21 protein-coding genes are annotated in these 18,911 nt (G+C 36.7%); 15 read left to right on the top strand and 6 right to left on the bottom strand.

Annotation, left to right across the window (positions count from 1 at the left end):
• Positions 1 to 175 precede the first annotated feature (175 nt).
• Positions 176 to 916, bottom strand: coding sequence for an SDR family oxidoreductase (locus DU508_RS04510; protein WP_115401621.1), 741 nt, complete (start codon positions 914 to 916; stop codon positions 176 to 178).
• An 82-nt stretch (positions 917 to 998) separates the two neighbouring features.
• Between DU508_RS04510 and DU508_RS04505 the strand changes: the two genes are divergently transcribed.
• On the top strand, positions 999 to 1,385 hold the full coding sequence (locus DU508_RS04505; RefSeq protein WP_115401620.1) for a winged helix-turn-helix transcriptional regulator: 387 nt from the start codon (positions 999 to 1,001) through the stop codon (positions 1,383 to 1,385).
• Positions 1,386 to 1,390: 5 nt separating this feature from the next.
• Here DU508_RS04505 and DU508_RS04500 read toward each other — a convergent pair whose 3' ends face one another.
• Complete coding sequence (locus DU508_RS04500; RefSeq protein ID WP_115401619.1) at positions 1,391 to 1,984, bottom strand: TetR/AcrR family transcriptional regulator; 594 nt, start codon at positions 1,982 to 1,984, stop codon at positions 1,391 to 1,393.
• Between the two features lie 19 nt (positions 1,985 to 2,003).
• Complete coding sequence (locus DU508_RS04495; protein ID WP_199562638.1) at positions 2,004 to 3,596, bottom strand: ABC-F family ATP-binding cassette domain-containing protein; 1,593 nt, start codon at positions 3,594 to 3,596, stop codon at positions 2,004 to 2,006.
• A 305-nt stretch (positions 3,597 to 3,901) separates the two neighbouring features.
• On the opposite strand from DU508_RS04495, the gene DU508_RS04490 reads away from it, so the two are divergent.
• On the top strand, positions 3,902 to 4,921 hold the full coding sequence (locus tag DU508_RS04490) for a sensor histidine kinase (protein WP_115401617.1): 1,020 nt from the start codon (positions 3,902 to 3,904) through the stop codon (positions 4,919 to 4,921).
• Positions 4,902 to 5,663, top strand: a complete 762-nt coding sequence (locus DU508_RS04485) for a LytR/AlgR family response regulator transcription factor (RefSeq protein ID WP_115401616.1) — start codon at positions 4,902 to 4,904, stop codon at positions 5,661 to 5,663. Before DU508_RS04490 ends, DU508_RS04485 begins: the two co-directional genes overlap by 20 nt.
• Positions 5,664 to 5,740: 77 nt before the next feature.
• On the opposite strand, the gene DU508_RS04480 is transcribed toward DU508_RS04485, so the two are convergent.
• Entirely contained in the window at positions 5,741 to 6,703 is a 963-nt protein-coding gene (locus tag DU508_RS04480) for a GlxA family transcriptional regulator (RefSeq protein WP_115401615.1), read from the bottom strand.
• 131 nt (positions 6,704 to 6,834) lie between these two features.
• Between DU508_RS04480 and DU508_RS04475 the strand changes: the two genes are divergently transcribed.
• The 6 genes from DU508_RS04475 to DU508_RS04450 all read left to right on the top strand — a co-directional run bounded on the left by DU508_RS04475 (position 6,835) and on the right by DU508_RS04450 (position 10,316).
• Complete coding sequence (locus DU508_RS04475; protein ID WP_115401614.1) at positions 6,835 to 7,329, top strand: DinB family protein; 495 nt, start codon at positions 6,835 to 6,837, stop codon at positions 7,327 to 7,329.
• Positions 7,330 to 7,333: 4 nt separating this feature from the next.
• Positions 7,334 to 7,834, top strand: a complete 501-nt coding sequence (locus tag DU508_RS04470) for a DinB family protein (RefSeq protein ID WP_115401613.1) — start codon at positions 7,334 to 7,336, stop codon at positions 7,832 to 7,834.
• A gap of 14 nt (positions 7,835 to 7,848) precedes the next feature.
• Positions 7,849 to 8,259 carry a hypothetical protein gene (locus tag DU508_RS04465; protein WP_115401612.1) on the top strand — a complete coding sequence of 137 codons (411 nt, stop codon included), beginning with the start codon at positions 7,849 to 7,851 and terminating at the stop codon, positions 8,257 to 8,259.
• A gap of 119 nt (positions 8,260 to 8,378) precedes the next feature.
• Positions 8,379 to 8,759 carry a DoxX family protein gene (locus DU508_RS04460; RefSeq protein ID WP_115401611.1) on the top strand — a complete coding sequence of 127 codons (381 nt, stop codon included), beginning with the start codon at positions 8,379 to 8,381 and terminating at the stop codon, positions 8,757 to 8,759.
• Between the two features lie 103 nt (positions 8,760 to 8,862).
• Entirely contained in the window at positions 8,863 to 9,294 is a 432-nt protein-coding gene (locus DU508_RS04455) for a DUF2147 domain-containing protein (RefSeq protein ID WP_115401610.1), read from the top strand.
• Positions 9,295 to 9,299: 5 nt separating this feature from the next.
• Positions 9,300 to 10,316 carry a WD40/YVTN/BNR-like repeat-containing protein gene (locus DU508_RS04450; protein WP_115401609.1) on the top strand — a complete coding sequence of 339 codons (1,017 nt, stop codon included), beginning with the start codon at positions 9,300 to 9,302 and terminating at the stop codon, positions 10,314 to 10,316.
• On the opposite strand, the gene DU508_RS04445 is transcribed toward DU508_RS04450, so the two are convergent.
• Positions 10,317 to 11,180 (bottom strand): dienelactone hydrolase family protein, encoded by an 864-nt coding sequence (locus tag DU508_RS04445; protein WP_115401608.1) that lies wholly within the window; start codon positions 11,178 to 11,180, stop codon positions 10,317 to 10,319.
• A gap of 230 nt (positions 11,181 to 11,410) precedes the next feature.
• Between DU508_RS04445 and DU508_RS04440 the strand changes: the two genes are divergently transcribed.
• Positions 11,411 to 12,004, top strand: a complete 594-nt coding sequence (locus tag DU508_RS04440) for a 2OG-Fe(II) oxygenase (RefSeq protein ID WP_115401607.1) — start codon at positions 11,411 to 11,413, stop codon at positions 12,002 to 12,004.
• An 818-nt stretch (positions 12,005 to 12,822) separates the two neighbouring features.
• Here the strand turns inward: DU508_RS04440 and DU508_RS04435 are convergent.
• The gene (locus tag DU508_RS04435; RefSeq protein WP_115401606.1) at positions 12,823 to 13,242 is read right to left on the bottom strand and encodes an SRPBCC family protein; all 420 of its coding nucleotides are present in this window, start codon (positions 13,240 to 13,242) and stop codon (positions 12,823 to 12,825) included.
• Positions 13,243 to 13,521: 279 nt separating this feature from the next.
• On the opposite strand from DU508_RS04435, the gene DU508_RS04430 reads away from it, so the two are divergent.
• The 5 genes from DU508_RS04430 to DU508_RS04410 all read left to right on the top strand — a co-directional run bounded on the left by DU508_RS04430 (position 13,522) and on the right by DU508_RS04410 (position 18,910).
• Entirely contained in the window at positions 13,522 to 13,890 is a 369-nt protein-coding gene (locus tag DU508_RS04430) for a response regulator (RefSeq protein WP_115401605.1), read from the top strand.
• 93 nt (positions 13,891 to 13,983) lie between these two features.
• Positions 13,984 to 14,169, top strand: coding sequence for a twin-arginine translocase TatA/TatE family subunit (tatA, locus tag DU508_RS04425; protein WP_115401604.1), 186 nt, complete (start codon positions 13,984 to 13,986; stop codon positions 14,167 to 14,169).
• 239 nt (positions 14,170 to 14,408) lie between these two features.
• Positions 14,409 to 14,657, top strand: coding sequence for a hypothetical protein (locus DU508_RS04420; protein WP_115401603.1), 249 nt, complete (start codon positions 14,409 to 14,411; stop codon positions 14,655 to 14,657).
• A gap of 887 nt (positions 14,658 to 15,544) precedes the next feature.
• Positions 15,545 to 16,012: a CHRD domain-containing protein gene (locus DU508_RS04415; RefSeq protein ID WP_115401602.1), complete on the top strand. Its 468-nt coding sequence runs from the start codon at positions 15,545 to 15,547 to the stop codon at positions 16,010 to 16,012.
• A gap of 39 nt (positions 16,013 to 16,051) precedes the next feature.
• Entirely contained in the window at positions 16,052 to 18,910 is a 2,859-nt protein-coding gene (locus DU508_RS04410; protein ID WP_115401601.1) for a SusC/RagA family TonB-linked outer membrane protein, read from the top strand.
• The last annotated feature ends 1 nt before the right edge of the window (position 18,911 follow it).

Genomic DNA, 18,911 nt, shown 5'->3' with positions numbered 1-18,911 from the left:
CCTCGTTACACATTCCCAGGTTCAGGAAATGATGGAAGGAGAAATGTTAAAGCTTTTGCAGAAAATTAATGTACCACTGCTTGAAGAGACACATATCAATGGTTGTTACAGAGCGTTAATTTAGATAGCATATCCAATAAATAATGAGCTATCGGATTGGATAATCGAGCTTTTCTCAAAGACTCATCCCGCCATCCATAATGATTTCGGCACCGGTAATAAAGCTGGCTGCATCTCCTGAAAAGTAAGCGACCATTTTAGCAACGTCTTCAGCTGTTCCTATTTTCTTCAATGGAATCTGATCTATCATCCAGTTATTTACCTCCTGAAGTTGCGTTTCACTAAATCCAACCTTTTTCATGATTTCAGTTTGGGTTGGTCCCGGGCTAACGCTATTAACGCGGATTTTACGTGGTGCCAGCTCAATCGCAGCGATTTTCATCAAGGAGTTGATGGCAGCTTTGCTTGAGGAATAAATAGAAGAGTTTGCGCCGCTCATATTTGCGGTGTTTGATGACAGAAAAACAACTGATGCACCTTCGTTTAAAAGCGGGATAAATTTGCTCAACGTGAAATAAGCTCCTTTGAAATTGACGTTGATGATATTGTCAAAGTTCTGCTCTGTTGCATTTTCAATCATTGTCATTTCAAGCACACCAGCATTAATAAACAATATATCGATTTTGCCATATTTTTTGCTTACCTCATTTGCGAGTTTTTCTATCGCGGCTAACTGCCCCTGATCGGCAACCAGACCGGTAACACCAAGTTCAGCTGCGGCCTTTTGAACGGCATCTGCTCTTCTTCCTGTAATGATCACTTCAGCACCCTGTGCCTTTAATTCCTTTGCAGCGGCATAGCCTATACCACTGTTTCCTCCGGTAACCAGAGCCTTTTTTTCTTGTAGATTAGTCATTTTAAAAAAAAAATAAATTATTGATGCAAAAATAAATCAATATTGATATACTTTTGTAAGTAGTATAACAGAGTATACCAATATGGAAGATGAAAAAAGGAATAAGATAGCCAGTGAAGTGTTGTCAAACCCGCGAAATCAGCAGGAAGAAATACAGGCTTTACAAGACACATTATACGTTCTCGGAGGGAAATGGAAGCTGCCCATCATCAATTCGATTTGCAATGGAAATAAAAGATTCAGGGATATTGAACGAAGCATTCCAGGAATTACCACACGAATGCTTTCCAAAGAGCTAAAGGAGATGAGTGCAAATCAGCTGATCAGGCGAACAGTAATAGACGATATGCCTGTATCAATAGAATATACGGCCACCGACTATTGCAGATCTTTCGGTGATATTATCCTGGAAATGATCAAATGGGGGAAAGCTCACAGATCACGCCTGAAAAGCAACAATGACGATTAATTAATTTAATCTTCTTTAAAAATCATGTGCATAATCATTTTTTTGCGCTCATTTATAAGTGCATTGAAGTCCTTACCGGAGATTTGAAACAATTGCCGGTAGAGCGGTGCCATAATCAACGGATATGACAATAGTGAAAACAGGTTCATCAGGAAATGAATGGGGTTAATTTTTTCAATTGTTCCTTTTTCCATTTCATCCTGTACCTGTTTTAAAAAATTATTAACGGGACCTGATTGGATGTTGTTCATCAATTCCTTTCCCAGCGTATTAATTTCGGTGATCAGGAAAGTTTCCTGGTAGGGGAAAGCAATCATATCCTTCAGAAAAACAGTTATCAGATGATCTATCTTTTCTCTAAAAGGTTTTTCAGACTCCATACATTCATCCAGCCGCTGACTCAGGCCCTGCATGGCTTCCTGAAATACGGCAGCAATCAACAGATCTCTGGAGCGGAAATAGTAATGCAATGCTGTTCTGTTAACTCCTGCTGCATCAGCTATTTCCTGAGTGGTGGCATGAAGCTTGCCTTCAGCAAACAATAATCTTTTTGCGGTGTCTTTAATGAGCTGTTCTGTACCGGTATTTTTAAGTGGCATGTTTTTAAATTGGAGCTTTTTAACTTAAATTAATTCTGCTGTTTATTCCGATCTCACTGGTAAAATACTCATCATGTGAAATAACCAATAAAGTACCCTCAAAACTTTTCACTGCTGAAGTGAGTACCTCAAGGCTTTGTACATCGAGATTATTTGTTGGTTCATCCAGAATTAAAATATCGGGTGCATGATTACTTACCGACATGCAACACAAAGATAGCTTCATTTTTTCGCCACCACTTAATCCCTCACATTTCCTGTCGAATGCTTCCCGGTCAAACTGTGAATAGATCAGCAAAGCCTTAATCTCATGTTCCTCTAATCCGCTGCTATTGTATTCCTGAACCTGTTCATAAATGGTAAGTTTAGGATTAATCATCGTGTAATCCTGATCGAGGTAAAGATAAGAAAATTCCGGGCTCATGTAGTTGCCAGTTGCAAGTTCAAGCTGGCGGGTAATTATTTTTAACAAGGTTGTTTTGCCTGCTCCATTTTCGCCTTCAATTTGTACACGGTCGCCAGACCTGATCTGGAAAGTCAGCCCTTTCCATAAGAATTTGCCATCATAGCCGAAATTTATGTTCTCTGCATCGATCAGAACTTTTCCAGGGTGCAGATCAGAAGATCCGATATTAATCTTTAGTACCTGATATTGTTGAATCTGAGCTCTGGTTTCCCGGATGGTATCTGCCAGGTTGGATATTTTTTCATTGTGTGCATCTAAAACCTTGGCTGTACTTCTTTCTGATTTGCTCTTTAATCCGCCTGCAATAATGCGGGGCAATGAATTGCTCTGTCCGGCAGTTTTGCCCCTCGATTCTTGTTTCTGCCTTTGATAGGCCATATCCTGAGCTTTTTTCTCTGTTTGTTTTAATGTTTTGGATTGTTCATTTAACTGGGCATGAAGTGCATTAACTTTTTCTGCTTTTTGCTGACGATAGAATTCAAAATTCCCTCCGAAAACCTCAATACCTTTTTTACTAAGTTCGAGGGTTTTGTTCATCAGGTTTAACAATGTTTTGTCGTGACTAATTACCAGAATTGTAGCCTTGCTCTGCAGGATGGAAGTATAAAGTTTTTTACGCGTTTTAGCATCCAGATGATTGGAAGGTTCATCCAAAAGAATAACATCGGGGTGATGTATGTCAATGCCTGCAAGAAAGACTTTTGTTTTCTGTCCGCCGCTCAGTGTGCCAAGCGGCTGCTTCGGACCGAAATTTCCAAGCCCCCATTTTTCCAGTGCTTTGTTAACTTTTTCCTCAATTTCCCAATCATCTTCCAGATCGGTAAAATGCTTTGGATCAGCATCTCCTTCCAGAATTGCATGCAACGCATTGATTTTTTGTTCTACTTCCAATGCACCCGCAATTGAAAGATCATCGTATTCGCCCAGGTGCTGAGGAACATACCAGGGCTTTTCGGCATAAAAAATTTCTCCAGAGGTGGGTTGGATTTGACCTGCAATAATTTGAAGCAACGTCGATTTTCCGGCACCATTAATCCCCACCAATGAAGCTTTCTCTCCATCGGCAATTGAAAGATTAAGTTCATGAAAAAGTTCTTCGTTATCCGGATGTATGTAGGAGAGCGATCTGATCGTTATGCTCATCATGTTTTTAATAAAGAAATGAATAATGTTTTTGCAAAAATAAAACATATTATTCATTTTTGTTTAACAAAATTGTTAAATAAAAATATGATTTTTTTTCATGGAATTAATATGGCTTTAAATTGAATATTGTCTGCTTCAGGTTTCAATCTGTCCGGTTCAGGGTTTTGATCGTTTTCCCGATGTATACTTTGATATAATTTCGATTAAAATAATAACATGGATGTACCATGTAAAACTCGTAAAGAAGATTCCGGTTAATCCTGTTATTACTGTATTTTTATATCTGGTTTAACAAAAAAGCCATTATGACAAAAAGCCCTTTAAAAATTTCACCCTCTATTATCTGGATAAGTTCCATTTTTCTGGGGCTTTTATCCTCTGTTCCACAAATTGCGCAGCATCACTTCAATCTCGCAGAAGCTGCCGTTAATGCAGGTATTACCGCAACATTTGCATTGTTGATGTGGTATTTGAACATTTTTATGCTTTCCAGAAAAGTTAAAAGCCCTGTTAAACAAGGGATTTCATATTCAAAACTATTGAAAAGCCTTCTTATTGGTATTTTGGTTATGTTTTGCCTGGCCTGGATACAGCAGCTTATTCTTTCACATATCAATTTTGGCCCTGTAATGTTGATGGTTGAGGTGCGTGGTATACTGATCAATCTCATATTTTATATGTTTCTTCATTTGTTGCAACAGAATTATGAAAATCAGCAGGTAACCATGGAACTGGAAAAAATTAAAAGTGATAGTTTGAGTGCTCAGTATGAGCTGCTCAAACAGCAGGTTAATCCTCACTTTCTTTTCAATAGCCTCAATACTTTAAAGGCCATGGTAGAAACCAACGATCAGGATACGGTCGATTTCATTCTTAAACTCTCCAATTTTTATCGCTATACGCTGGAAAGCCGCAAGCTGGATCTGATTCATGTAGCCGAAGAAATGGAAATACTCAATGCCTATCTGTTTTTGCAAAAAGCAAGATTTGATGGTGGTTTTACTTTTGTCTCCAATTTAAATCAGGAGGTAATGCAAACGCTTATCCCTCCGTTTACACTACAATTGCTGATAGAGAACTGTATTAAACACAATATCGTTTCGCTTGATAAACCTCTTCACATCAGCATTTATTTCAGTGACGGGCAAATCATTGTAGAAAACCCTATTCAACTGAAGGCAGCGGATCACCATTCATTAGGTGTGGGGCTTAAAAACATTGCCTTACGTTATCAGCATCTTTTAGAAAAGCCTATTGAAATAGTCAACGATGGCCAGATTTTTAAAATTAAACTCCCATTAATCCATGAACATTATCATCATTGAGGATGAGCTCAGAACAGCTAAATCGCTCGAAAATATTATTTTAAGCATCCGGCCCGATTCCAAAATAATCGGCCAATATCAAAGTATCGAAGGTTCTGTTAAGGCACTTTCTCAGCAGGATCAGCCTGACCTGATATTTATGGATATACAACTGGCCGATGGTTTATGCTTTGAAATATTTAAGCAGGTTAAAATTAGTAGCCCTGTTGTGTTTTGCACGGCCTTTGATGAATATTCATTGGAAGCTTTCAAACGCAACGGCGTGGATTATGTACTTAAGCCATTTTCCAAGGATGATATTCAATCTGCATTCAAAAAGGTAGATGGGTTGCAAAATTTCTTTCAGCAAAAGATAGTGCCTGATATTGGCAATTTATTGGCAAAACTAAGTTCTCCAGCGGGAAAGGAAAGTTTTCTGGTGTTTAAAAGTCAAAAATACACCACCGTTAAAACGGAAAACATTGCATTCTTTTATATTCATAATGATTCATCAACCATCATGTGTTTTGATCAGCAGGAGTTTGTGCTTAATCAGTCTTTAGATCAGATTACTGCGCTCGTTTCCGCTAAACAGTTTTTTAGGGTCAACCGCCAGTACCTCGTAAATTTCAAAGCCATTAAGGAAATAGAACATTATTTTTTACGAAAATTATTTGTCAGGCTGGTTATCGAAACACCAGATAAATTGCTGATCAATAAAGAAAAAACACCTGCTTTCCTTTTGTGGATGGAGGACAGATAAAAATATCATTCAATAAATAAGTGAAGATTAAAAAGTACGCTGGCCGGTTTGGCTTTAAAACCAATCAGTATACTTATCTACCTGGCCTGAAACTTTTCTCTGTATTGTGTGGGTGTCATTCCAACGGTTTTTCTAAATACTTTTCTAAAGGCTTTGGGATCGTTATATCCGGAGTTGTATATGATCTCTGTCATTTGCTGAGCGGTTTGTTCCAATAATTTTTTGGCTGCCTCTATCCTGGTTTGTTGTAAATATTCAATGGGTGTTATTCCAATTACCTGCTTAAAACGGCGAACAATATTTCTCCTGCTTGAAGGGATGTCTTTAATCATTTCTTCGATTGTGGCTACATCTTGATAATTGCGCTCAATCTTTTCCTGAGCAGAGGCGACCAACTCATCATTATGATGCCTGGTAGGTTGAAATGAGCTAAAGTACGATTGATTGTGGCGATCCATGTCAATAGCAAAAATCTTTGCTGCTCTAATTGCAACATCCTTTCCGCAATGATTTTGTAAAAGGTGTAACAGTAAATGAAATGAAGAGGTTGCTCCACCACTGGTATAAAGTTTACCATCTTGTGTAACTGTTTTATCTGATTTTAAATTAACAGCAGGGAATGATGCAGCAAAAGCACCACAAGCGTCAACATGAGTTGTAGCCACTTTTCCATCCAGTAAACCTGTAGCTGCAAGTAAAAAGGCGCCCGTACAAACAGTGGCAATTTCTGCATTATGCTGATATTGTCTGTTTAACCAGGGGATAAATGCCTGGTTTTCTGCAATGGCGTTTTTAATATCATTGGTGGTAAAAGCAGGGATGAGTATAAGATTATAGGTTTCTTCATTATTGATACGTCTTATTTCATAGTCGTTAAAGAAGCCGTCAATTTGACCATCTAAGCTTAAAAAAGTCAATTTATATGGTGCATTAATGCCACTTTCGGTATGAAACCGGTTTGCTGTTTCAAATACATCAAGAATAGCTGCAACGCTTAATAACTTATATTGTTTGGTTAGTAGAATACCTACTTGTATCATTTGGTTAAGATTTTAGGTATCGTAAATATAGAAAAAATGTCTGAAATGCCCCCCAACATTGACTTTAACAGCAACAGCATTCGCACTAATTATATACTAATTTTAGGTTAGTCAATCAATCTACGGAAATTATGAAAACTGAACCAAAAAGCAGTAAGCTGTATGGAATAATTGTTCTCTATGAAATGCAAACAGATTTTTTAATCAGGGCATTAGATGGGATAGCACAAAAAGATGCTCAAAAAAGATTGGATACAAAAGCCAATCACATCGCCTGGATTACCGGAAGTGTAGTATATGGCCGGTACTATCTGGCCAAATCATTAGGTGTTGAAGTTGAACTCTCTACTATTGAACTTTTTAAAGATAACAGAGGGATTATAGATGATGCAACTTACCCTTCTTTAATTGAATTTAAAAAAGACTGGGAAAAGGTTTCGCCACTTTTACAAGATGCATTGAGCGGTGCAACGGCACAAAAACTAGATGAAAAACTAGAAATGCCTGGAATGGAAATCACTTTATTTGAGATGATCAGTTTTACCAGCTACCGTGAAGCAAATTGCATTGGGCAAATTGCACTATGGAGAAGACTGCTGGGCTACGCTGGAATGAACTATATGTAAAAAGATGGAAAAACCCCTAAAAGATTTAACGCCTGCGCTATCGAAATTTGAAGCACTTTTTAATGATTTTGAAAGCTCCAAAATAAATGCCATTCCATTTGAAGGAAGCTGGACGGCCGGACAACTCATTCAACATATGCTGCTGTCTAACTCAGGTTTTGTTGAAATGATCAATGGACCCGTTGAAGAAACCAATCGTCCGGCAGATTTGATGATCGAAAGGATCAAGAAGGACTTTTTAAATTTTGATATCAAAATGGAATCTCCGGATTTCATTTGTCCTGAAGCCAAAAACTATGATAAAAATGAGTTGCTTCAAAAACTTGACCGGGTTAAAAGAGACATCACTGATGAGGTTACACACTTAGATTTAACCAAAACCTGTACCTCGTTTGAATTACCGGTATATGGCTTTTTAACCAGATTAGAGGCCATTTATTTCGTAATTTATCATACCCAAAGGCATACCAAACAATTAGAGAATATTTATAGTAAATTAGCGTAAAGCAATTGGTTTGTATGAAAAATCCAAAGCTGAATTTATTAGCGCCTTACATTGGAACCTGGAATACCGAAGGAAAAATTGTAAATGGAACTGAAATTATCGGTACTGATGTTTATGAATGGCTAGATGGAGAATTTTTCTTATCTCATAAAGTGGATATCAGCTTGAATAACAAGAAGATAAAATTGTTGGAGATTATTTACTACGATGATTTGGAAGATGTTTTTAGGTCGCAAAGTTTTGATAACAATGGAAATATTTCAATTTCAACAATTAAAATCATTGATGATATTATTCTGATATTTTCGGATGATGAAAGATTTCAGGGGCGTTTTAAATCAAACAGTATTGAAGGCAGCTGGGAAAAACACGATGGCGAAAACTGGTTGCCCTGGATGGATATAAAGCTGGCCCGGAAGGTATAATTGTTAACAGGTACGAGCAGGAATGGAAATCTGTTTACAATAGAATTTTTGTAACTTAATATCAAAATTAATAAGGACTTTTCAATGCATAAAAATTTATTAACTAAAAAAATCACAAGATGAAAATTGCAGTAATCATTATTCGCGTACTTTTAGGCGCTATGTTTCTTTTTGCCTCTGTAACTTATTTTTTAAATATGATGCCGGGAGAACAGCCTGAAATGACAGCAGACCAAACTACTTTTATGGCGGGTGTAACCGCATCAGTTTACTTATTTCCGTTGATTAAAATTACAGAATTAGTAAGCGGAATATTATTGTTAATTGGACGAACAGCGCCTTTAGCGGCTATTATTGTGTTTCCGGTAACCTTAAATATCTTTTTATACCATGCCTTTTTAGGTCCGAAAGAATTGCCAATAGTTACAGTAATGCTGATTTTTAATTTGTTCCTGCTTTATGCATACCGTCAAAAATACTTGCCAATCGTTTCAAAGTAATTTTTTACGAATTTAAAACTTTCTCATACTTTTTCGCTTTATTTAGTGTTTCACTATAAAGGTCAAATTACTATCTTTAGAAACTAACTAGAAAATAAAAAATATGAGAAAGTTCCCATTCTTAATGCTACTTTTTATAACAGTATCATTTTCAGCACTGGCACAAAATAAAGATGCTATTGTTGGTAAATGGCTTAATCCATCCGGAGAAGGACAAATTGAAATTTATAAAAAAGGCGAAAAATATTATGGTAAACTGGCCTGGATGAAAGAGCCAAATTTAGATGGAAAACCAAAATTAGATACTAAAAATCCAAACGAAGCGCTACAAAAAAGGCCATTGCTTAATTTAGAAATTTTAAAAGATTTTGTTTATGAAAGTGGAAAATGGACCGATGGAACAATTTATGATCCTAAAAGTGGTAAAACATACAGTTGCAACATGACTTTGAAAAGTGCTGATGTTTTAAACGTTCGTGGTTACGTTGGTATTTCTCTATTAGGTCGTTCAGAAACATTTAGACGGGTTAAATAACTAAAATGAAAAAATTAATATGGTGCCTTTTACTGGCACCTTTTTTTTGCGCTGCACAATCGTATTCTTTTAATCCCTTAACCGAGAATACTAAAACGAGTTTACGTGGTTTAAGTGTGGTATCTGATCAGGTTACGTGGGTTAGTGGAAGCAATGGTTCGGTTGGTAAAACTACTGATGGAGGCAAAACCTGGCAATGGATAAAGCCCAAAGGATATGAAAAGCTTGATTTTAGAGATATTGAAGCTTTTGACGATAAGCAAGCCATTATTGTAAATGCAGGATCGCCGGCTTACATTTTAAAAACGTTGGATGGCGGCGAAAGCTGGACAGAACACTACAAAAATACTGATACTGCGATTTTTTTAGATGGTTTAGGCTTTTGGGATAAGAACCAGGGAATTATTTTTGGCGATCCGATTCATGATAAAATGCAATTGCTTAAAACGGTTGATGCAGGTAAAACATGGATGGATATTTCCTCAAATCTGAAATTACCATTGGCAAAAGGCGAGGCTGGTTTTGCTGCCAGTGGAACAACCATTAAAACATTAACTGGTGGTAAAGTCTGGATTTCGAGCGGTGGTGCAGTTTCAAATATTTATTACTCGGCAGATTATGGAAAGAGCTGGAAAGTTTTTAAATGCCCGATTTGGCAGGGCGAACCAACAACAGGACCATTTTCAATGGACTTTTACAATGCAAAAAACGGCGTAGTTGTTGGGGGCAACTATGTTCAGGATAAGATAAATACCAATAATGTTTTGATTACCAAAAATGGTGGTAAAACCTGGCAAAAACCTGTTACGCCCGTTTCAGGTTATCGATCGGGAGTAACGTATATTAATGCTAAAACGCTTGTAGCAACAGGAACTTCAGGTACAGATGTTTCCGTTGATGGGGGACAAAACTGGAAGCATATATCTGACAAAAGTTTTAATGCTGTTCAAAAAGCAAAAACAGGCAACATGGTAATCCTTGCCGGAGAGAAAGGATCGGTTTACCAGTTGATTCTTGAATAATTATCTGGTTAATATTGCGAGTTTTCTTTTAAATAAATCAATTGTTCTTTGCCAGGCCAGTTTTGCAGCGGCTTCATTGTATCGGGTTGGCGAGGTGTCATTGTTGAAGGCGTGGTTTACACCATCATAAATGTAAATTTTGTAATCGATTTTATTATCCTTTAGAGCTTGTTCATAAGCCGGAATCCCTGCATTTATGCGTTCGTCCAATCCGCCATAATGTAGCAGGAGGCTGGCTTTAATTTTAGGTACATCAGCAACATTAGCCTGTGCACCATAATAGGCAACAGCCGCTTGTAACTTTGGATCATTTACGGCAAGTTTATTTGCCATTCCGCCACCCCAGCAGAAACCAACACAACCTACCTTGCCATTACCATCTTTTCTATTGCGTAAATAGTCTAGTCCTTTCAAATAATTTTGAAGGTTTTTTTCAGGATCCAGCTTACCAATCCATTCACGACCTTTATCCTCATCAGCAGGGGTACCGCCGAAAGGTGAAAGCGCATCAACACCCAATGCTAAAAAACCTTCGGCTGCCACTCTTTTGGTAACATCGATAATATGTGGGTTTAGTCCGCGGTTTTCATGAATAACCAACACGCAGCCCAATTTTTTCTTGCCTTTCGGTTTTGCTAAAACGGCTTTCATTTCGCCTTCAACACCCTGATAAGTGATGTTTTCAACTTCAATGTCATCACTATCAAAGCCAGCGGCAGCGGCATAATTGTTTTCAAGCATCGGTAAAATGGTCATGGCTAGAGCTGTGCTGCCTGCAAGCACCGCCAGCTTTTTCATGAAATCTTTTCTACTCAGCTGACTATGCGTATATTCATCGTAAAGATTGATAATTTTCTGATCCATGGGATTGATTTATTTATACAAGATAATAAGCTTAATGAGATTTTGTGGTGACGTTGCCTAAAAGTTACAATGAAATTTTCTCTTGGTTTCATTTAATCGTTTTTCAGGATAACAGCAATAATATTACGGAAAGGATATTACCCTGGAAAGATTAGAAAAACTAAAGATTAACTGTTATTTAAGACTACCTTGTAATGTTTAAGCAGGTTGTTTAGATTAATGTTAATTTATTGGAAAAGATATTTGATTGCCTTATTAATAGTTTCATCGAAGATAGGGTTGGTATTGCTGAAGATTTTTTGAGTGTTTCTTTAGCAGCTCATTTGAAAGATAATTTAAAACATTTATTTCATGATCATCAGCTTTTAAGTGCTGGTATTGGCAATGATACTGTGATTACTCAAAATAAATCAATTAGAAGTGATGTGATTTATTGGCTGGATAGAAAGCATAATAATCAATACGAAAATGATTTTTTTGATTTAATGGATAAATTTGTGCTTTATTTAAACAGTACCTGTTATACGGGAATTACCGGTTACGAGTTTCATTATACCCTATATGAACCTGGAACATTTTACAAAAAACATATTGATCAATTTCAAAATAATGGGAGCAGGCAATATTCAATGATCATGTATTTAAATGCAGATTGGCAAATTGAAGATGGGGGAGAACTTTGTATTCATCAACATGAATCACTACAAAATATTTCGCCCAACAACGGCAAAAGTGTGTTTTTTAAAAGTTCTGATTTAGTGCATGAAGTTCTAATTACGCATAAACAAAGAATGAGTATAACCGGATGGTTAAAGGTAAATTAATAATAAAATGGTCTGTGAGTTACAGACGATAGGATAGAGGCATAGGTCAGATAGCTAAGATGTTCTCAGGTGGTTCATTCCCCGCAACGTCCTTGCGAGGAGGAACGAGGAAGCAATCTGTTTTGCCACAGTTACAATACTGGACAGATTGCTTCACTCCACCTCACTTGTCCATTTCTTCAGTTCGCAATGACGGGGCTTCTATGTGGCCTGCAGTGTACTTAACAAGTAATGAATGGTCTGCGATATGCAGGTCATGGAATAGAGGTATAGTCAGATAGCTGAGGTGTTCTCAGGTGTCTCAGGTGGTTCATCATCCGAAACGTCATTGCAAGGAGGAATGACTAAGCAATCTGTTTTGCTACAGTTTACAGTACTGGACAGATTGCTTCACTCCACTTCACTTTGTCCACTTCTTCAGTTCGCAATGACGGGTGCTTCTATGTGGCCTGAGGTGTTCTCAGGTGTCTGAGGTGGTTTCATTCCCCGCAATGTCCTTGCGAGGAGGAACGACTAAGCAATCTGTTTTGCTACAGTTTACAGTACTAGACAGATTGCTTCGCTCCACCTCATTTGTCCACTTCTTCAGTTCGCAATGACGGGTGCCTCTATGTGGCCTGAGGTGTTCTCAAGTGTCTGAGGTGGTTTCATTCCCCGCAGCGTCCTTGCGAGGAGGAACGACTAAGCAATCTGTTTTGCTACAGTTTACAGTACCGGACAGATTGCTTCACTCCATCTCACTTGTCCATTTCTTCAGTTCGCAATGACGGGTGCCTCTATGTGATCTGTAAATCACTAACCATGAACGGAATAATAACTTAATTTTCTTCTGTATATTTCTTGAAGTTATCTAAAATAGATTGCCAGCCATTTTTCTGCATTTCAACTGAATTTTGCTCTTCCGCATCAAAAGTTTCTACAATTCTGGTTTTACCATCATTTTCTTCAAAAGTGATTTTTACTTGCCTGCCATCTGCCATGTTGTATTCTATCAATTTATTTTCTTCTACAGCACTGTACGTTCCTTCAAAATCAAAACCCTCACTTCCATCTTTAGCGGCCATGGTGGTTTTGAACTTCCCACCTGTTTTTAAATCATTATCGGCGTAAGGCACATGCCAATCGCCAGAGGCGAATGTCCATTTTGTTATATGCTCTGGTGCGGACCAATATTGCCAAACCTTTTCTACTGGTGTGTTCACTGTTGTTTCTACTGTAATCGATGTTCTGTTTTCCATTATGATAAGTTTAAATTGTTAATGTAAAATTAGCTGAACTTATTGCAACCAGAAAAGGGTGTATACGACAAATTTGGGGTGCGATATTCCTTTCATCAATCGATTTTCTTCCACAGCAAATCAAAGAATATATTTTATTTAAACCTATAAAAATTGATTCCAAAGACAGTATACTTTCCTATATTCTAAATGATTGAAAACAATTTGAAAAATTTTTGGTTAATAAATTGGTTTCTAAATATTTGAACAGTGTTGATGGATTAGAATAAAAATAAAGAAATGGGAAAAAGTGTTTGTGTGCTTGAAGACGATGAGGGAATTAGAGACGTAATTCTCCTTTTATTAAAAGAAGAAAACTATGATGTGGCAGGTTTTTCGAGTATAGCCGATTTCAACTTAAATGCTAAGAATCTTACTCCGGATTTATTTCTTCTGGATGTGATGCTGCCCGATGGAAGTGGCTTGGATATATGTACTGTGCTAAAAGCATCAGAACATACCAAAAATATTCCAGTGTTAATGATGAGTGCACATGCAAAAATGAGTGAAATCAATGACCACTGTAAAGCCCAGGGGTTTATTTCAAAACCTTTTGATATTTATGATTTGTTAAAACGAGTGGATCATCAAATAAATTTACCTTCTTAAACTTATTTCAGCAGGAATAAAACCATTGAAGATAAATCATCGTACGTATAGCTGAATTCAGTAAATGAACATCAAACATCTTAACTCAAGAAAATGTTAAATACTACCATTACAGCAATACTCGGCGGACCGGAAATGATCATTTTAGGCATAGCCATCCTTTTATTATTTGGTGGAAAGAAAATTCCGGAATTAATGAAAGGATTAGGAAAAGGTATAAAAGAATTTAAGAACGGACAAGAAGGAACGGATGAACCAAAAGTTCAGAAGGAAGCTTAAAAAATACCCTGAAAAACAATCTATTTACCGAAAAACATTAAAGCTTCAGACTAATAATCTGAGGTTTTTTTCATTTTTTAACGGTATCATATCAATTCCTGTAATCAGCAAAGTATTGAACATCAGTGTGAAAAGATAAGTGATCTTAAAATTAACTTTTAGATTACATGAAAAATATCCACTTCACATATTTTTGCCTTCTCCCTAAAGGATGAACTTAAGCGAGTTTTAAATACGAAATGAAATACCTAGTTAAAGAAATAAGTGAAGGGAATTGCGATATTACTTTGTTGCCGGAAAATTTAAGTGACAGAAATCTTTTAATTGAAGCAACAAAACACCAGCCTGAAAATTATAAAGAGACTTTTCAATTTCATTATGAACATGCGTTGAAGAATGAGGTTCATGATCAGGCCGCTTTTATATCATTGAATGAAGAAGAAAGTAATTATCCTAAAAGGGTAAATGTAAATTACCGAATTATATAATACCCATCAGTAGAATCTGAAAAACTTATATTCATCTTGAAAGAGATAAAGAATCAATCTTCAGGTGCTGGCTTTTTATGGATGGTATACATCTTTTTCTCTAACCTACCTGAACAATAGCTCACTGATTTTCAGGTTTGTCGACTGCCATAAAAAATGCTTCGATTCCTTGCTTTTGCCAGAACCTGAAGCAGTTTATTTAACTGAATATACAAAATAAAAATTTCCGGATTTAGGTGTGTTTTGCTCGGAAAGACGAATTTTTGTGTCCTTCTTTTTGTCCGTATTTCCTTTGATTTCAGGTCTAATTATTTGCCGTATTGTACTGATTAAATGTCAATTGAAATCATAATAATGGATTCGTAAATCTCACACGTTTTGTTTAAGATTATAAATATTCCCGTTTTTACTCAAACGATTGCGCAAATATTGCATGGAAAGTTGATTAAAAAATATTTGCCATAGCTTAAAAAAAACATGTATTAACTACGTTTTTGATCTGATTTTTGATGCTTCACTGTGATATATGGCTTTATGGTGTCTGATCGATAATTTTGGTTCAATTTATTAAGCGATTTTATCCATTAATTAACTTTAAAAGTCTTTTAAATATTATTTCAAACGTTTGAAATAATAAATCAAACGTTTGTCTAATAATTGACAGAATAATTTGATTTCCCTTTGTACTATCTTGGCATATCAACAAAATCAACCAACCATCCCAACTAATGAATCAAATAGAAAACCACTTTTCCCATTTTAAACGAAGGGAATAAATCTGACTTTTCGGAGTAAGACTTCGAATATCGACTGCTTTTATAATCTAAAATGAACCAGACTATAGTGTTACTGGCCAGGTGACCTATGTCCAAAAAACTAATTTTAATATGCAAAAAAGAATACTAAAACACTTTGCCTCATTTCTCCTGGTGCTGCTGGTATTTCTGGTTTCTTGTAAAAAGGAACTCAAAACCTCAGACGTTTACATCAAAAAACAATGGAGGGCAGATTTATCTGTCAGTGCCATTGTGCCACAAATTACCGGAAGAACAGATCATGCAGTTGCTTCTATCTATTTGATGGATAATAATGAACTGCATTATTACATCTATTTTGACAAGCCATTAAACAATGGTGATACTCCTGGTAAAGGCAGTATTAACATTGGTGCAGCTGGTACTAACGGCACTTTACTGATCAATCTTGAAACGTCTGCTTTTAATGAAAAACTGGAAAACAACGGTAAAATATCATTAAATACTGAAACGGCTAATGCCTTACTCAATCAAAGCAATCTTTACCTGAACGTTACTTCAAGCCAGCAACCTGCCGGATTGGTTAGGGGCCAGTTATAGATAAAGATCAGCAAATATCCCAAACTAAACTTAATTGATATGATTAAAAAAATAACACTCAATATACTTAACAAAGGATGGATAAAGTTGACCGGCATTTTTATACTGCCTTTTATACCTTACCTTCTCTTTGCACAAGGTGCTGTTCAGTCAAATCAGGATACAGTAACACATAATAGTTCCCGTGTTTTCTCTTCACAGATTGTTGACAATTGGAACAGGACCGCAACTAAAAAATATCAGATTGCGGGAACCTCAACCATATATGGAAAAGATTTAGGAACCACTCCTGTAGCGGATATCAGCAATGTAATGGCAGGCAGATTGCCTGGTTTATATACGATCCAGTCATCAGGAGCCACCGGTTATGATAACGCAAATATCGGATTGAGAGGGCAAAATCCAATTGTAGTTGTGGATGGGGTAGTAAGGTCATTTACATCTTTTAATCCAAATGATATTAAAACAATTACGGTAATGAAAGATGCCCTTTCTACCGCAATGTTCGGTTTAAGATCTTCAAAAGGGGTCATTTATATTACCACTAAAGATCGGGCTGAAAACAAACCCTTCGAAATTAGCTTTGGTGCACAATATGGCCTTTTAAATAATTTAAAGACACCAAATTTTATAACGGGTGCGGCATATGCCAATTTGTATAACGAAGCACAACAGAACACCAATCCGGGTTCTACTCCATTATACAATGCTGCTACCATTAATGCTTACCAAAATGGCACTAATGATCCATTTCTACAGCCCAATACCAACTGGTATGATTTAGTTTATAAGAAGAACAGTGCGCAACAACGTTACCATTTAGATGTTGCCGGAAATTCTAAAACTTACCGTTACTATGTCAGTTTAGAGAATTTTAATCAGGATGGCAATTTCATTACCGATCCGGCAAATGCTTACAACACCAATAATTTTTACAAAAGATACAGCATCAGAACGAATGCCCAAATGGATTTTAATGATGATATAACCGTCATTTTAAATGTTTTTGGTTCTATCGAAAATAATAATGGGCCAGGAAGTATAGCTACCCCGTTGCCGAATTTAGGGGTTTCTTCTATTATGAGCTCCATATTTGCAACTTCTCCATTGGCATACGCACCCCGAAACCCTGATGGAACTTTTGGGGGTACAGCGCAGATCACCAACAATATTTTAGCCAATACCATTAGTACGGGTTATATTCCGGTAGATACCAGAACATTGAGCGCTGATGTTAGCTTAAATTATAAACTCGACGATATTACAAAGGGATTATGGGCTAAAGGTATGCTCTCCATTAATAATTATTATCAGCAATATGCCAGCAGAACCAAAACTTTTGCCATTTATTATCCTACCACGATTGCTGGTGTAACTTCTTATACTAAATCTGGTACTGATGGAAATTTAGAAGCCGGAAAGGCAGCTTATCTGTATAATGGGCAATTGAAGCAAACTTATATTAACTTTCTATTGGGATACGATAAGCAAATCGGCGATCACGAAATTAATTTACTTGCCACTTATAACAATGATAATAGCCTGATCAATTATGTGCAGTTAAATCAGGTTTATAAAAATGCAGGTTTAACAGCCAGCTACAATTACAATAAAACTTACCTGGCAGAAATATCCGGTGTATTTGGCAGCTACAATCGCTATGCTCCTGAAAACAGGTGGAATTTCTTGCCATCATTGGGTTTAGGTTGGTTAATCAGCAACGAATCCTGGTTTAAATCTTCTGCTATCAGTTTCCTTAAATTACGGGGAACGATTGGTCAGACAGCCTGGGCAGATCCAGATAGTTATTACGCATATATTCAGCGGTTTACCACAGGAGCAGCTGGCTACGTATTTGGAACCAGTCTTGCTGGTGTGGCCGGGGCTTCAGAAAGCGGGGTGGCAACCAATTTAGCCAGTGAAAAAGCCTGGAAATATGATTTAGGTGCCGAAGTAGCTTTTTTAGATAATAAATTAAACTTAGGCATCAATTATTATAAAAACCGATATTACGATTTAATAAGAACGCCCGGAAACGGATACAATACCGGAATTTTCGGACAAAGTTATCCATCAGAAAATATTGGTAAAACAAGATTTTCGGGCTTTGAAACCACCATCAATTTTGCCAATGAGAAAGCAAGTTCCTTTAATTATTCACTTGGCCTGAATGTTTCTGTTGAGAAAAGTAAAATATTATCTTATGATGAGCAAAACCTACCATATAGCTGGTTATACAGTGCCGGAACTCCGGTAACGGCTGGAAGAGGTTATGAAGCCATAGGCTTTTATCAGGCAGGAGAAAATGCTGGTAATACGGCTACACTACAGGGCTACACCCCAACACCGGGAGATATCAAGTATAAAGATTTAAATGGCGACGGAACCATTAATTTTTTAGATGTCAAACAAATCGGAACAAATAAACCGAGAGTGTTTTTCGGTCTGAACTTTAATTTAAACTATGAAAATTTTGATTTAAGTGGCTTATTTCAAGGAATTGTAAACAGAGAAGTTCAGCTTAATGCAGCTGCAATGTCGGCCTTTAATAACAGTACAGGGTATGTATTGGATTATACAACAGAAAATCGCTGGACACCACAAAATTCTACATCGGCAACTTTGCCCCGGTTAACCTTAGGCAGCAATACCAATAATACACAGGTTTCTAACTTCTGGTTAAGAAAAGCAAACTATCTGCGATTAAAAAACCTCGAAATAGGCTACAGTATCCCGTCTAAACTAATCAATAAAGCTAAAATCAGTAAACTAAGATTTTTTGTGAATGCTTACAATTTATTTACTGTTTCTCAGCTGGAATATCTTGATCCTGAATCCTTAACATCAGGCTTTACCAATAACAGAATAATTAATGGTGGTGTTACTTTAAAATTATAAT

The sequence above is a fragment of the Pedobacter chinensis genome (genome assembly GCF_003339865.1).
Classification (GTDB): Bacteria; Bacteroidota; Bacteroidia; order Sphingobacteriales; family Sphingobacteriaceae; genus Pedobacter; species Pedobacter chinensis.
The sequence above is the reverse complement of the archived record's forward strand: the minus strand, read 5'-3'. Positions and strand labels throughout refer to the sequence as shown.

Coding starts and splice junctions, on each gene's coding strand:
- DU508_RS04445 (WP_115401608.1), bottom strand. CDS start 11,180: ATGGATCAGAAAATTATCAATCTTTACGATGAATATACGCATAGTCAG.
- DU508_RS04475 (WP_115401614.1), top strand. CDS start 6,835: ATGAAAACTGAACCAAAAAGCAGTAAGCTGTATGGAATAATTGTTCTC.
- DU508_RS04450 (WP_115401609.1), top strand. CDS start 9,300: ATGAAAAAATTAATATGGTGCCTTTTACTGGCACCTTTTTTTTGCGCT.
- DU508_RS04420 (WP_115401603.1), top strand. CDS start 14,409: ATGAAATACCTAGTTAAAGAAATAAGTGAAGGGAATTGCGATATTACT.
- tatA (WP_115401604.1), top strand. CDS start 13,984: ATGTTAAATACTACCATTACAGCAATACTCGGCGGACCGGAAATGATC.
- DU508_RS04505 (WP_115401620.1), top strand. CDS start 999: ATGGAAGATGAAAAAAGGAATAAGATAGCCAGTGAAGTGTTGTCAAAC.
- DU508_RS04455 (WP_115401610.1), top strand. CDS start 8,863: ATGAGAAAGTTCCCATTCTTAATGCTACTTTTTATAACAGTATCATTT.
- DU508_RS04430 (WP_115401605.1), top strand. CDS start 13,522: ATGGGAAAAAGTGTTTGTGTGCTTGAAGACGATGAGGGAATTAGAGAC.
- DU508_RS04490 (WP_115401617.1), top strand. CDS start 3,902: ATGACAAAAAGCCCTTTAAAAATTTCACCCTCTATTATCTGGATAAGT.
- DU508_RS04465 (WP_115401612.1), top strand. CDS start 7,849: ATGAAAAATCCAAAGCTGAATTTATTAGCGCCTTACATTGGAACCTGG.
- DU508_RS04435 (WP_115401606.1), bottom strand. CDS start 13,242: ATGGAAAACAGAACATCGATTACAGTAGAAACAACAGTGAACACACCA.
- DU508_RS04470 (WP_115401613.1), top strand. CDS start 7,334: ATGGAAAAACCCCTAAAAGATTTAACGCCTGCGCTATCGAAATTTGAA.
- DU508_RS04500 (WP_115401619.1), bottom strand. CDS start 1,984: ATGCCACTTAAAAATACCGGTACAGAACAGCTCATTAAAGACACCGCA.
- DU508_RS04460 (WP_115401611.1), top strand. CDS start 8,379: ATGAAAATTGCAGTAATCATTATTCGCGTACTTTTAGGCGCTATGTTT.
- DU508_RS04485 (WP_115401616.1), top strand. CDS start 4,902: ATGAACATTATCATCATTGAGGATGAGCTCAGAACAGCTAAATCGCTC.
- DU508_RS04495 (WP_199562638.1), bottom strand. CDS start 3,596: ATGATGAGCATAACGATCAGATCGCTCTCCTACATACATCCGGATAAC.
- DU508_RS04480 (WP_115401615.1), bottom strand. CDS start 6,703: ATGATACAAGTAGGTATTCTACTAACCAAACAATATAAGTTATTAAGC.
- DU508_RS04415 (WP_115401602.1), top strand. CDS start 15,545: ATGCAAAAAAGAATACTAAAACACTTTGCCTCATTTCTCCTGGTGCTG.
- DU508_RS04410 (WP_115401601.1), top strand. CDS start 16,052: ATGATTAAAAAAATAACACTCAATATACTTAACAAAGGATGGATAAAG.
- DU508_RS04510 (WP_115401621.1), bottom strand. CDS start 916: ATGACTAATCTACAAGAAAAAAAGGCTCTGGTTACCGGAGGAAACAGT.